This window comes from Christiangramia sediminis (assembly GCF_020552705.1).
Taxonomy (GTDB): Bacteria; Bacteroidota; Bacteroidia; order Flavobacteriales; family Flavobacteriaceae; genus Christiangramia; species Christiangramia sediminis.
The window spans coordinates 933909-947677 of the sequence record NZ_JAJBZG010000001.1; the positions used below are offsets into that span (position 1 = coordinate 933909).

The following is a 13769-nucleotide window of genomic DNA, read 5'->3' on the forward strand; positions in this document are numbered from 1 at the left end:
GAACTGTCATTTTGAACCTTAGCTTAGTGAAGGAAGAAATCTGTTAATGCTCGAAATTTCTCTGTTCGGTCAAGAATTACTATTAAGATAGACTAAACAAACTAATACAGCTTGACGAATATTTAAGCGATTTAATTTTTTCCTGGCCTTAAACTACCCTTGATCATAAGTAGTACGCCGGCTCCAGAAAGTAATCCCGCGAAAAAATTCACCAACAATCCTTCCGAAAAATAAGCAAATAATATGGCAGCCAAAAAAAGAAAAGCTCCTAAAATTCTATTTTGAGTACTAGATAATTTCATGGATTAGCTTTCAATAAATTCCTTAAGAGTTTTGATTACATAATCTATCTCTTCTTTAGTGTTGTATCTGGAGAATGAAAACCTCAGTGATGGTTTTTTAATATCTTCTTCAGATAGAAAAGCATTCAATACATGAGAGCCTTTTTCACTTCCGCTCTGGCAAGCGCTACCTTTGGAACAGGCAATTCCTTTAAGATCCAGTTGAAACAATAGCATCAATGCTTTTTCCGGACTTAGCGGAAGACATACATTAATTAAAGTATAGGTACTCTTTTCAAGATCTTCACATTCCCCATTAAATTTTACGCCGGGGATTTTTTGTTTTAAGCTTTCAATAAAATACTTTTTTAAGGAAAGCGTATACTCCTTTTCTTCTTCCAGATTTTCATAAGCAAGCTTTAGTGATTCTTCAAGCCCAACAATATTATGTACCCCTTCAGTTCCTGCACGATGCCCTCTCTCCTGCTCTCCTCCGAAAATGAGTGGTTTTAACCCTGAATTTCGACGTATAAAAGCAAATCCAACACCTTTTGGCCCATGGAATTTATGTGCGCTCACCGCAGTAAAGTCAACCGGAATATCATTAAGGTCCAAATTAAAATGACCTATAGATTGTACGGTATCTGAATGAAATAAGGCATTATATGATTTTACCAGATGGGCAGTCTTCTTAAGATCGATCATATTCCCGATCTCGTTGTTCACATGCATCAAACTAACCAAAGTCTTTTTATCTGAACTTTTTAATCGGTTTTCAAGGTCTGAAAGATCAATATTTCCTTTGGAATCAAGATTTACATATTCCACTTCTATATCAAAACAATGTTTTAATTGATCTACGGTATAAAGAACGGCATGATGCTCAATTTTGGAAGTGATAATGCGTTCAACACCCAGGTCACGTACGGCTGAATTCAGAGCCAGATTATCAGCTTCGGTACCTCCAGAAGTAAATACGATCTCTGAAGCTTTTACGTTAAGAATTCCCGCTACTGTCTTCCTGGCCTGTTCTACAAGAGACTTTGAAGACCTGCCAAAACTATGGGCAGAAGAAGGGTTTCCATAATTTTCTTTTAAAACGCGGGCCATTTTATCGACCACTTCCTCCCTGAGTTGGGTAGTAGCTGCTGAATCAAAATACACATTTTCCATAGGTCGCAAAATTAACGGAAATAAAATAATTTCCTACATCTCTTACTTATAAGTTTGATTCCTTTATTTTTGTTGAAAAAGCATCTTGATGAGACGTTTATTATTCGGCATATTATCGCTTATATTTCTTAATTCCTGTGATGACGGGGAGATCATTGTTACTACCTTCGATTTTGAAGATAGTACCGTCCAGTTCTGCGAAGGTCCGAATAAGAATGTATTTTATGCCGTAAATAATAATGATGTTTTCGAATCTATTTCACTTGAGTTTCGTAAGGATTTACTGGACCTTGACGAAGATGGAAATCTGGTTCCGGAAGAAGAAGAAATAAGCTTTGACCTAACCGGTTCCAGCAGTACCGATAACAGGATCGTTTACAGGATTTTTAATTCTGAAGTACCTAATGATTATTTCTGTAATGTGGTGCCTCCAAGAGAACCGGCGGTAATTAAGGAATGGATCAGTGGCACCGGAGCTACCGTTTTTATTACCACCAGTTTTGCAGATGAATCTGGTGATATCGATGTTGATGGAGATGGATTAACAAATGCTGAGGAAGGCTGGAATGCCGAAGGAGTGGATCTACAGGATACCGATAGCGATGGAATACCCGATTACCTGGATGTAGATGACGATGGTGATAATGTGGAAACAAGTATTGAAATTGAAAATCCAGATAACGATCCCGTCAATGCGGATGGGGATAGAGATACCGATGAAGATGGAATTCCCAATTACCTCGATAATGATGACGATAACGACGGAGTCCCAACCAGACTTGAAGTTTCAAATGACGATTTAGATAATCCAATAGCATTACAGACGGCACAAGGTATTTCAAACTATTTGAATCCTGAGCAAACTTCCCAGTTACAACATGATGAATATATAGATCATAATATCACCAGAAATTATGGCTTCCGAATCATTGTGGAAGATCTTAAATTCATCAAGCAGGATGGTTCCGGGGAATCAATCCAGTATGAATCTTATGATTTTGGTAATTTTGCTGAATCGGGGATAGAATTTATTCAATGCCCTTCACAGGATCCTGATTGTGGAGAGACGGACACTGAAGAAGAGGAAGAAGAAGAAACGGAGGAAACCAATTAAGGATTCTGAAGTATATAAACTTCCGTAGCTCCCAGACCGTATTTTTGATAATCGGCATCATAATATTTTACATTGGAATATCTTCCCAGTAAATATTCCAGTTCCATTTTAAGAACTCCCTCTCCTACTCCATGAATAAAAACGATCTTCTGGATTCTTTTTTTCATGGCGAATTCCAGTTTATGTCTTGCGGTATCTAATTGCAAATTCAGCATCTCGTGATTGGACAAACTACGAGAAGATTTTACTAACTGATTAATATGCAGGTCAACCTCCATGGGAGGCGTATTTCTCTCCTTTGGTTTAATTCTATTCGATTTTGGCTTTTTGCCGGGAGCCTTTTCCTTTAGAACTTCTTCAAAATCAAATTCTTCTACATCAATGTCGTCAATATCATTCTGAATTTTCACGAGATCAGCAGCAGGAAAATTCATTATAAAACCATCTTCTGTTTTTATCTCAACATCTTCTCCTACAATACTTTGAACAACTCCACTTAAAGCATCATCCAGCAATTCTACTCGGTCACCAGGTTTAATATCTTTCATTATTCCTTGTTTTCATTTTCATTCTCGTGATCATCTTTTGTAGCCACCCAGTAATTTGTAGCCCGATACAGTCCCAGCATAATTATAATAAGTCCAATTATTTTAAAATAGGGACTTACATTTTCTACTGAAATTGTATAAATAAGAAGTGCTCCACCAACTACAATCAGAGCGGTATTAATTATTTGTGAATTGTTCATTTTCAGTAAGTTAAAAAACTTTCTTTAGTAATTTTAAAAGTTTTATTGTTTACATTTATGCAAATTTATGGCTTTCATGAGGCTTACAATCCTTTTTTTACTGATTTTTAGCACAAGCGGACTTTTCGCCCAGCTATATATCTCTCCTTCAGAAAAATCTGATAGCTATATCTATGCAAAAGACCGGCTGATTTTTGTCCAAAAGGGAATCGATCTGACCAAAAATAATAAAAAGGAAACTGAAGCTAGTTTATATCTTCGGAAAGGCTCACAGTTACTACAGGGCGATAAAATAGCTAATTTGAATACAGGGAATGGTAGTATATCGGTGTTTCAGAAAGGGACTTCCAATGCCTTTGATTATAATTACTGGGGACTTCCCGTAAAAGTGACCGATGAAAAACAACAGTTAAGTGATTATTTAAACGAGCCGCTTTCAACAACCGAAAGCAGAACAGCAAAACTAATTTCAGCATTGGAAGGGCATAGCGATCCGTTAAGTATCTCTAACCGATGGATCTATACCTACTCCGGGACAAGTTATTCCAACTGGCAATATATTGGAGACCATTTTGATCTTTTACCTGGTGAAGGTTTTAGCATGAAAGGGGTTAATGGCACTAATTTTAGTGAAGTAGAAGGCGAAAAAATAAATTCCGGATCTGCCCAGGTCTACGATTTTCGAGGCACTCCCAATGATGGCAAAATTGAATTGTCCATTAAAAAAGACCAGGTGCTGCTGGTAGGTAATCCATATCCTTCCGCATTAGATCTCGATAAATTTTTAATAGAAAACACCGCTAGTACAGGAATCGCCTATTTCTGGGATTCCAAAAAGAATGGAAATTCTCATTACTTATCAGATTATGAAGGTGGTTACGGCACCTACTCTCCCGGCTCCGGGATCTATCTTCCGGCGGTTTTTAAAAAATATGATTCTGAAATTGGGACGGGTGAAACCGGAGAACTATATCCCAGAAAAATAATGCCCATCGCTCAGGGATTTATGATCATTGGTAAAAAAGATGGAATCGTTTATTTTCAAAACTCTCAAAGAATTTATCAAAAAGAGGCTCCAGGGTTCTCCTTATTTAAATCTTCAGAACCTTTAAATTCTTCAATAATTTTGAATATTGAACTGGATTCAACCTATGTAAGACAACTCGCGCTGGCTTTTAATCCTTATTCCACGGTAGATGAGGATCACGCGATGGATGCAAGGAAGATGGAAGAGGCTAAGGAGGATATCAGCTGGTCGATTTCCGAAGAAGATTTCCTTATCAATGTAAGACCTAAAAGAGATGAAGAATTAATTCCGCTCAATATCAAGTTGAAAAAAGAAACTTCGCTAAAATTTTCTATAGCTGAATTTGATAATTTTAATCCAGACCGTGTGTTTTTATATGATGCTAAAGAAGATCTCTATTTTGGGATTAAAACCGGATATTTACAGATCAAATTGCCGGAAGGGGAATATAAGGATAGATTCTTTATAAGTTTTATTGAAAACCTTCCATCTGAAAATCCTAAAACCGATCCTCAAATATCTGAAGAAAATACAGGGAAATTGCCTAATATTCTACTAAATACCATAGATATCTTTCAGAATAACCAGTTGGAACAGCTGGAAATAAAAATTCTCTACGATACTGAATTAAGTAATTTGCAGCTCTATGATCTCAATGGAAAGCAATTTCTCAATCAAAATTTCAAGGCCAAGGAAAAAGAATTTAATTTTACAACCGCAAATTTGAGTAATGCTGTTTATATTGTTAAGGTAAAAACAACAGACAATATAGAGCTTACAAAGAAAATTGGTATTAAGAATTGAGTAGTCTTGAAGAATATATGTTTCCCTGCGTCAACAAAAGCCTGCTGGGCGTTGAATGCACGGGCTGTGGAGGTCAACGGGCTGCGATGCTCCTTTTTCGGGGAGAATTTAGCCAGGCTTTTTTTATGTATCCCGCAATTTACAGTTTAGCTATATTATTCATTTTTCTACTGGTCAATCTTTTCATTAAATTCAAATATGATTATAATATTAAAATTGGTCTTATTATATTCAACGCTGTAATTATTGCCGGAGCTTATATTTTCAAAATGTTTCATATTTTCTACTAACCAACAACTTAATCTATGGAAAAAAGAGAACTACCCAATTCAACATTAATCTTAGTATTTGGAATATTATCAATTATCGGTTGTTGCTGTTATGGTATACCCGGTGCTATATTTGGTATCATTGTTCTGGTAATGTCCAAACGAGCAACAGAAATTTATAATGCAGATCCAGAATTATATACCGGTTATCAAAATGTAAAGACCGGAAGAATTTTAGCAATTATAGGTTTAGTTCTTAGTGGACTGAGCATACTTGGCTCTATTATAAGCCTCATAATATTTGGAGGATTTGAAGGTATTGAACAAATGCAACAGGAGATCCTTAGAGAATATGGTGGATAAGCCTAAATATCTCTTTAAATAAAAAATCCCGCTGTTAGCGGGATTTTTTATTTAAGTGCAATATCGAATTACTTCTCGAACTGCTTTAAGGTCTTAACGATAATATCTACACAATCTCTCAATTGCTCTTCAGTCATTACCAAAGGAGGCGCAAAACGAATAATATTACCATGGGTTGGTTTTGCCAGAAGCCCATTTTCTTTTAATGCCATACAAATATCCCAGGCCGTAGAACTTTCTTCAGAATCATTGATAACGATCGCATTCAATAATCCGCGTCCTCTTACCAGGTTCACAATATTCGACTCCCTGATATAATCATCAAGCAATCTTCTGAAAAGTTTACCCAGTTTTCGGGCATTCTGAATTAAATGCTCATCTTTTACAACATCAAGCGCAGCAACAGCAACAGCTGCCGCAACAGGATTACCACCAAAGGTAGAACCATGCTGTCCCGGCTGGATCACATCCATCACCTCATTATCTGCAAGAACTGCTGAAACCGGATAATTACCTCCTGAAAGTGCTTTCCCAAGAATTAGAATATCAGGTTTACTATAAGTTTCCTGTCTTTCACAGTGACTTTCACAGGTACAGTGACCACAAACAGCGAGTAATCCTCCGGTTCTTGCGATACCGGTCTGGATCTCATCTGCCATGAACAATACATTATGTTTATTACAGATCTCCTTCGCTCTCATCATGAAATCATCTGCCGGAGTATAAACACCAGCTTCCCCCTGAATTGGTTCCACTAGAAAACCAGCTACATTCGGATTAGATTCGATGGCGGCTTCCAGTGCTTCCGGATCATCATAACTAATCTTGATAAATCCCGGAGTATAGGGACCAAAGTTTTTACGTGCACCTTCATCATTAGAAAAAGAAATGATCGTAGTTGTTCTACCGTGGAAGTTATTTGCACACACAATGATCTGCGCTTCTGCTTCTTTTACACCTTTTCTTTCATAGGCCCATTTTCTGGCAATTTTAATAGCAGTCTCAACAGCTTCTGCCCCTGTATTCATTGGGAGTAGCTTATCAAAACCAAAATATTCAGTAGCATATTTCTCATAACTTCCCAGTACGTCATTATGAAAAGCTCGTGAAGTAAGCGCCAGTTTTGATGCCTGCTCATGCATGGCACCCACTATCTTGGGATGACAGTGACCCTGGTTTACTGCGGAATATGCAGAAAGAAAATCGTAGTATTTATTACCTTCCACATCCCAGACATGAACACCTTCTCCCCTGCTTAGTACAGCAGGTAATGGATGATAATTATGTGCTCCATGCTGGTCTTCAAGTTGTATAGCTTCTTCTGAAGTTTTGATCTTAGGTAATGGCATGTTGGTTTTTCGTTTTTGAATTATTGTTATGCAATTCCTTCTTTATTCGGTTGAAATAAGACGAAAAGGGAGAGAAATCATCCCTGAAAATCGAATAGCTGCAAATTACTAAATGTTTGCTGAAAATTTCAACTGACGCCTCTTTAAATCTTGTTAATTATCCTATTTTTGCGCTATGGCAAGACGAAATAAAAACAAACTTTTTACTGAAATTGAAGTTACAGATGCCGGAGCCAAAGGCAAGGCAATCGCCAAATCACCCGATGGAAGGGTCATCTTTGTAGACAATGCAGTTCCAGGAGATGTGGCAGATATTCAAACTACAAGAAAAAGGAAATCATATTACCAGGGAACTGCTACCAATTTTCATACATTATCTGATAAAAGAACAGAACCTGTTTGCCAGCATTTTGGAACCTGTGGAGGTTGTAAATGGCAGAATATGGAGTACAAATATCAGCTGGAATACAAGCAGAGCGAAGTTGAAAATAACCTTAGAAGACTTGGGAAAATTCAACTTCCCGAGATCACTCCTATTTTAGGAAGTGAGGAAATATATTTTTACCGAAATAAAATGGAGTTTTCTTTCAGCAGTAGTCGCTGGTTAACTCAGGAAGAAATCCAGAGTGGGGAAGATATTCAGAATAGGAATGCTTTAGGATTTCATATTCCGGGAATGTGGGATAAAATACTTGATATTAAAAAATGTCATTTACAGGCAGATCCAAGTAACGCTATAAGAAATTTCGTAAAGGAATTTGCTACTGAAAATAAGCTTGCTTTTTTCAATACCCGTAACCAGGAAGGCCTTTTACGTACTTTGATGATCAGAACCACATCTACCGGAGAGATCATGATCCTGGTTCAGTTTTATGAAGACAGAAAAGATCAGAGAGAATTGCTGTTAAATGCAGTTGCAGAAAAATTCCCTGAGATCACTTCTTTGCAATACGTTGTAAATAATAAGGCGAACGATACCATTTATGATCAGGAAGTGATCTGCTTTAAAGGGCGCGACCATATTTTTGAAGAAATGGAAGGTCTTAAATTCAAGATCAATGCAAAATCCTTTTATCAGACGAATTCAGATCAGGCCTATAACCTTTATAAGATCACCAGGGATTATGCCAATCTTAAAGGTGATGAACTTGTGTATGACTTATATACTGGGACGGGAACGATCGCACAATTTGTAGCGAAAAATGCAAAAAAAGTAATTGGTGTTGAAGCAGTTCCGGAAGCAATAAAAGATGCAAAAGAAAATGCCGAAAGAAATGAAATAGACAACGTAGAATTCTATGTTGGGGATATGCGAAAGGTATTTACACAAAGTTTTATCAATAAACATGGCCATCCAGACGTTATTATTACCGATCCACCACGGGACGGAATGCATAAGGACGTGGTGGCTCAAATTATTGGTATATTACCCCAGCGTATTGTCTATGTTAGTTGTAATTCGGCAACCCAGGCCCGTGATCTCGCTTTGCTGGATGAATACTACAAGGTGACCTCGGTACAGGCAGTTGATATGTTTCCACAGACCCACCATGTTGAAAATGTGGTATGTTTGGAAAAACGATAGTTGAAATAAATGAAACAACTTAATTATTATTTTGTACTTATTCTGGCTTTATTAGTTTCGCTAGGCTGCCAGCGTGACGATATTTGTGCGGAATCTATTGAAACTACCCCATTATTGATCATAAGATTTTATGATATTGAGGAACCGGACGAACTCAAAGCTCCACAGAACCTTAGTATAAGATCGGTGGATAGTGATAGTACAGATTTTGTTGTAAACACCGGAAGTGGCGGAGCAGTCCCCTATTATAGATTTAGCAGGGACAGTATTGCCATTCCTTTGAAAACAGATAACGACCTAACCGAATATGTTTTCACTCTGAATACGGCTCAGGGAGATAGTACAGCTACTAATAGTGGAACTAGAGATACTATAAGTTTCACCTACGGTCGTGAGGAAGAATACATCAACCGTGCCTGTGCCTATAAAATAAGCTATGTGGGATTAAAGCAAGCTGTAAATGGTGGAGAAGACGGACCAAACTGGATACAGGATATACAGATAGAAGAACCAAATGTTGAAGATCAAAATCAGGCGCATGTATCGATATTTTTCTAGCTTAATTTTAATTCTTCTGGTAGGATATTCGGTTTCTGCGCAACAACAGGCATCTGTTGAAGATACACTTAGATATAATGAAAAGTATGGAATTAGGCTTGGGATAGATCTAAGTAAACCGATTAGAACCTTATTGGATGATAACTATAGTGGGTTAGAATTAGTTGGGGATTATCGGATCTATAAGAACTACTATCTCGCAGCTGAAGTAGGAACTGAAAAGATCACTTTTGAAGGGGATAATATTGAAACCTTTACCAATGGAAGCTATATAAAGCTTGGGGGAGATTATAATGCCTATGAAAACTGGCTGGATATGCAAAATGCCATCTTCGTGGGAGTTCGATATGGCTTTGCTACATTTTCCCAGACTTTGGATGAATACAGGATCTATACTTCATCAAACTATTTTGGACCGGACATTAGGGAAGATGATACTGAAGCAACAGGCTTAACGGCCAGTTGGGCGGAAGTAATGATAGGAATAAAAGTGGAATTGTTCCGAAACCTATTTCTCTCTGCTAACGTTCAGCTAAAAAGAAGAATTGGGCAGAATAGCCCTACCAATTTTGACAATCTCGCAATTCCCGGTTTCGGAAGAACTTATGATAGCAGTGAGTTTGGAGCAGGATTCGGATATTCTATCTCCTATTTGATTCCATTTTACAAAAAAGCAAGGGATTAATCTTGCTTACTTTTTTTCTTAGAACCCTCATAAAGAACATATTTTAATAACCTTCCTTCTAGAGGGCCATTGTATAATTTGATCTTTCTCGAAGCTCTTAAACCAACACTTTTAATAGCATCAAAATTTGTTGCGATAAACCAGGCATGAGTACCCGCGTAACCCTGTTTTAGCGTATCCCCTATTTTACCGTAGAAATCTTCAATATCAATTTCCAGGCGCTCCCCGTATGGTGGATTAAAAAGCATATGAAGGTATCCGTCATTCTGCTTTACACTCTCAAAGAAACTTTTTTGTTCAATTTCAATGAAATCTGAAAGGTTGGCATTTTTCACATTATCCTTAGCCTTCATCACTGCAGAAGGTGCCTTATCATATCCCCTGATCTTGAAATGGAAATCTCTTACTTTCTTTAAAGCAGAATCTTCAATCTTCTCATACAGATCTTCATCCCAGTCATTCCATTTTTCAAAAGCAAATTCTTTCCTATTAAGATTTGGCGGAATATTACAGGCGATCATAGCCGCTTCAATTGGTATGGTTCCACTACCACACATAGGATCCAGGAAATCACACTGGCCATCCCAACCGGACATTAGCAACATCCCCGCTGCCAAAACTTCATTTATAGGAGCGATATTAGTTGCCGTTCGATAACCTCTTTTGTGAAGGGAATCACCCGAACTGTCGAAGGAAACATTACAGAAATTATTTTCAATATGAATATTGATACGCAGATCTGGAAAATCAAGATCTACATCAGGTCTCTTTCCAAACTTCTCGCGAAATCTATCTACAATAGCATCCTTACTTTTAAGAGCCACGTATTGTGAATGAGTAAATATTTCTGAATGCACGGCAGAGTCTATGGCCAGACTTCCATCTTCTGCCAGGAATTTCTCCCAGGGCAGCTTTTTGATATTATCGTATAATTCCTGTTCAGAATTTACCCTGAAACTCTCATAAGGTTTTAGAATTTTTATGGCTGTCCTTAAGCAAAGGTTTGCTTTATACATAAAGCCCAGATCGCCAACGAAGCTAACCATTCGGTTCCCTTCTTTGATTTCCATTGCCCCGAGGTCAAGTAGTTCTTTTGCGAGGATCGATTCAAAACCATAAAGGGTCTTGGCGATCATTCTGTAGTTATCCATAATCCTTCTTTAAAGAACCACAAAAATAAGTTAATTTTGTCCGAAAGTATAATTATTACGGGATTGTTCAGCATTAGTTATGGACATCTCAAACTCAACCAACCAGAAGTACTTTGCTTACAGATCTATACATTTACCTATTACCTATACTTGCAGTTATTGCGGGTTACATCATCTCTCTTTTTTTAAAACCTGGCAGTTCTTCAGGTTTTAAACTTCTACTTGCTTTTAGTGGGGCATACCTTTTAGCGGTAACGGTTCTGGAATTACTTCCAGACGTATATAGTGAACCTGATTCAGGGATAGGAGTTTTTATTATGCTTGGTCTTTTATTGCAAATTATACTTGAATTCCTTTCCAAAGGATTAGAACACGGGCATTTACATTTTAAAGGGAATTCTAAAGCTTTTCCCTTACTCCTACTCATTAGTTTAAGTTTGCATTCCTTATTGGAAGGTTTCCCCTTAGATAATGATAATCATCTCTTACACGGCGTGGTCGTGCATAAGATACCTGTCGCAGCCATCCTTTCTGTATTTCTTGTGCAAAGTAAACTGAGCAAATCTAAAGTATTCTTATTCTTGGGCTTTTTTGCTTTAATGACACCGCTGGGAAGCTGGTTAAAAAACAATGTCCCTTTGATTTCTGAATATGCTACTTACGTAAATGCAATGGTAATTGGTATTTTTCTTCATGTATCTACCACGATTCTATTTGAATCTTCCAAAAATCACTCTTTCAATGCCTCTAAATTAGGAGTAATCATTTTGGGTATTCTCCTTGCTTATTTTATTTAGTATGTTAGTCAGGAAGAATCAAAGAAAATTCGGCAACAATTCTGGACCAGCTTCGGAAAAGAATATCCTCACAAATGGCTTTTATATAATACCAAAATGAAGGAAATTCAATTAAAATTTACCTTCAATAGAAAATTTGCCCAGGTCTCTCTTGATATTATTGACGATGATGAAATGATACGAGCTTATTATTTTGAAAAAATGCAATCATTACAAAACATCTTAAAGGAGGAATATTTACCTGAAATTATTTTTGAAGAAAATTATGAATTGCCTGAAGGTAAAATAATAGGAAGAATTTATACTCAATTAAATAATGTTAGTATCCATGATCCAAAAACATGGCCGCAAGTAAAACAATTTTTATCCGGTCAAATGATGCGTTTGGAGGAGTTTTTTAAAGATTTTAGCGATTATATTAAAAATTAAAAAAGGCAAAGGCTATTTTTTATTATTTTGATTCACAGAAAGATAGCGACCTTTCGTCTTGACCCTACCACATCTTTTTCATTTTATTATTAACCAACCTAAAATTTTTAAAAATGAAAACGATCAAATTTTCACTGCTTTTCTTGTTATTTATTTCTCTAATTTCCTGTTCTGAAGATGAATCTACACCTCCAAACGGCAATACATCTGAGATGTCGGGGGAATGGAATCTTGAAACCATCGATTATGACGGTACTACAAAAATGAATGCTTCCGGAACCGATTTCACATTCAATTTTTCTGGAATATCTACGGAATCCAATGCGGTGATTGAATTTAATGATAATGGAACTTATTCTTCTCAGGGAGCATATACAATCGCTTTAAGTATGGAGGGCATTACTTATGAGGTACCGATAGATATGACTTCAGGATCTGGAAACTGGAGTATTGAAGGAGATACAATGAAATTTTCTGAAGGTTTTGTTACATTAAGCACAGGTCAGGAACTTTCAAGTGAACCTGGAGAAATGATCATTGATGAACTTACCCAAAACAGAATGGTTCTGTTATTTGAGCAGGAAGATGAAATAAACCAAAACGGGTTTACCAATATTGTAAATGTAACCGGTAAATATGTGCTCACAAGGTAGAAACTGAATATACTAATATGAAGCACATGAAAATTGTGTTTTTTATATTAAGTAGGAACGAGGAATAGTTTAATTCATATATGAAAGACAATAACCAATTTTACAATGAAAATTCTATAACTAACCAGGGAAGTTCCAAAGAAATTCCATTATTCAGGACTGATAGGTTGATATTAAAAAAGGTTCAAAGAGAAGATCAACCCAATATTCATAAAGGATTATCCAATAAAGATGTAATAAAATATTATGGTGTCCAGTATAATACTCTTAAGGAAACAGCAGAACAAATGCAATGGTATGAGAACCTGGAGAGATCTGGTTCCGGGCTATGGTGGACTATTGGCATAAATGAGTCTGGCAAATTTTGCGGTGCTATTGGTTTTAATGACTATCACAAGGAATACAATCGTGCTGAAATAGGTTTTTGGTTGTTACCAGAATTTTGGGGAAAAGGATTAATTAGTGAAGCTGCAAATTCAATGATAGACTACCTATTTAAAGAATTAAAATTACATCGCTTAGAAGCTTATGTAGAAACTGAAAATGATAATTCGGCTAAAGCCTTACGTAAATTAAATTTCAACTTCGAAGGGAGAATGATAGATTGTGAGGTCAAAAATGATAGATATATAAGTATTGATCTTTTTGCAAGAATTAATCCGGAATATTGACTTGTAACTTATTTATAATTCTTAAAGCTATTCTATTTCCCTATAGCGCATAAAAAAACCCTTTATCTAGTTAGATAAAGGGTTTTCAAGAAGAAGGCGGCGACATACTCTC

16 protein-coding genes are annotated in these 13769 nt (G+C 36.7%); 11 read left to right on the forward strand and 5 right to left on the reverse strand.

The features are described 5' to 3' along the window. Positions 1-305: 305 nt before the first annotated feature. Positions 306-1454: a cysteine desulfurase family protein gene (locus LGQ90_RS04385; RefSeq protein ID WP_229338480.1), complete on the reverse strand. Its 1149-nt coding sequence runs from the start codon at positions 1452-1454 to the stop codon at positions 306-308. An 88-nt stretch (positions 1455-1542) separates the two neighbouring features. Between LGQ90_RS04385 and LGQ90_RS04390 the strand changes: the two genes are divergently transcribed. Then, complete coding sequence (locus LGQ90_RS04390) at positions 1543-2568, forward strand: hypothetical protein (protein WP_229338482.1); 1026 nt, start codon at positions 1543-1545, stop codon at positions 2566-2568. Here the strand turns inward: LGQ90_RS04390 and LGQ90_RS04395 are convergent. Both LGQ90_RS04395 and LGQ90_RS04400 read right to left on the reverse strand, forming a co-directional pair. Then, positions 2565-3116 carry a Smr/MutS family protein gene (locus tag LGQ90_RS04395; RefSeq protein WP_229338483.1) on the reverse strand — a complete coding sequence of 184 codons (552 nt, stop codon included), beginning with the start codon at positions 3114-3116 and terminating at the stop codon, positions 2565-2567. The genes LGQ90_RS04390 and LGQ90_RS04395 overlap by 4 nt on opposite strands. Next, entirely contained in the window at positions 3116-3316 is a 201-nt protein-coding gene (locus LGQ90_RS04400) for a hypothetical protein (RefSeq protein ID WP_229338485.1), read from the reverse strand. The genes LGQ90_RS04395 and LGQ90_RS04400 overlap by 1 nt, the downstream gene beginning before the upstream one ends. Positions 3317-3392: 76 nt before the next feature. Here LGQ90_RS04400 and LGQ90_RS04405 point away from each other — a divergent pair, with 76 nt between their 5' ends. From LGQ90_RS04405 to LGQ90_RS04415, 3 genes are read left to right on the forward strand one after another with little or no spacing between them, the layout of a single operon-like run. Then, positions 3393-5147, forward strand: coding sequence for a T9SS type A sorting domain-containing protein (locus LGQ90_RS04405; protein ID WP_229338487.1), 1755 nt, complete (start codon positions 3393-3395; stop codon positions 5145-5147). 17 nt (positions 5148-5164) lie between these two features. Continuing rightward, positions 5165-5437 (forward strand): DUF2752 domain-containing protein, encoded by a 273-nt coding sequence (locus LGQ90_RS04410; protein WP_229338543.1) that lies wholly within the window; start codon positions 5165-5167, stop codon positions 5435-5437. Between the two features lie 15 nt (positions 5438-5452). Then, positions 5453-5779, forward strand: coding sequence for a CCC motif membrane protein (locus LGQ90_RS04415; protein WP_229338489.1), 327 nt, complete (start codon positions 5453-5455; stop codon positions 5777-5779). A gap of 68 nt (positions 5780-5847) precedes the next feature. Here LGQ90_RS04415 and rocD read toward each other — a convergent pair whose 3' ends face one another. Further along, positions 5848-7128 carry an ornithine--oxo-acid transaminase gene (gene rocD / locus LGQ90_RS04420; protein ID WP_229338491.1) on the reverse strand — a complete coding sequence of 427 codons (1281 nt, stop codon included), beginning with the start codon at positions 7126-7128 and terminating at the stop codon, positions 5848-5850. Between the two features lie 175 nt (positions 7129-7303). On the opposite strand from rocD, the gene rlmD reads away from it, so the two are divergent. Genes rlmD through LGQ90_RS04435 form a run of 3 tightly spaced genes read left to right on the forward strand, consistent with a single transcriptional unit; the run spans position 7304 to position 9956 of the window. Beyond that, complete coding sequence (gene rlmD, locus LGQ90_RS04425) at positions 7304-8713, forward strand: 23S rRNA (uracil(1939)-C(5))-methyltransferase RlmD (protein WP_229338493.1); 1410 nt, start codon at positions 7304-7306, stop codon at positions 8711-8713. Positions 8714-8722: 9 nt separating this feature from the next. Continuing rightward, the gene (locus LGQ90_RS04430) at positions 8723-9271 is read left to right on the forward strand and encodes a DUF6452 family protein (protein ID WP_229338495.1); all 549 of its coding nucleotides are present in this window, start codon (positions 8723-8725) and stop codon (positions 9269-9271) included. Next, positions 9252-9956, forward strand: coding sequence for a DUF6048 family protein (locus LGQ90_RS04435; RefSeq protein WP_229338497.1), 705 nt, complete (start codon positions 9252-9254; stop codon positions 9954-9956). The genes LGQ90_RS04430 and LGQ90_RS04435 overlap by 20 nt, the downstream gene beginning before the upstream one ends. Here LGQ90_RS04435 and LGQ90_RS04440 read toward each other — a convergent pair. Beyond that, positions 9953-11107: a THUMP domain-containing class I SAM-dependent RNA methyltransferase gene (locus LGQ90_RS04440; RefSeq protein WP_229338499.1), complete on the reverse strand. Its 1155-nt coding sequence runs from the start codon at positions 11105-11107 to the stop codon at positions 9953-9955. The two genes, LGQ90_RS04435 and LGQ90_RS04440, sit on opposite strands and share 4 nt — an antisense overlap. A gap of 113 nt (positions 11108-11220) precedes the next feature. Here LGQ90_RS04440 and LGQ90_RS04445 point away from each other — a divergent pair, with 113 nt between their 5' ends. The 4 genes from LGQ90_RS04445 (at position 11221) to LGQ90_RS04460 (ending at position 13657) form a co-directional block, all read left to right on the forward strand. Further along, positions 11221-11904: a ZIP family metal transporter gene (locus tag LGQ90_RS04445; RefSeq protein WP_229338502.1), complete on the forward strand. Its 684-nt coding sequence runs from the start codon at positions 11221-11223 to the stop codon at positions 11902-11904. Positions 11905-11931: 27 nt separating this feature from the next. Then, complete coding sequence (locus tag LGQ90_RS04450) at positions 11932-12333, forward strand: DUF4268 domain-containing protein (RefSeq protein WP_229338545.1); 402 nt, start codon at positions 11932-11934, stop codon at positions 12331-12333. Positions 12334-12446: 113 nt separating this feature from the next. Further along, complete coding sequence (locus LGQ90_RS04455) at positions 12447-12986, forward strand: lipocalin family protein (RefSeq protein ID WP_229338504.1); 540 nt, start codon at positions 12447-12449, stop codon at positions 12984-12986. 80 nt (positions 12987-13066) lie between these two features. Then, on the forward strand, positions 13067-13657 hold the full coding sequence (locus LGQ90_RS04460; RefSeq protein ID WP_229338506.1) for a GNAT family N-acetyltransferase: 591 nt from the start codon (positions 13067-13069) through the stop codon (positions 13655-13657). Positions 13658-13769 lie beyond the last annotated feature (112 nt).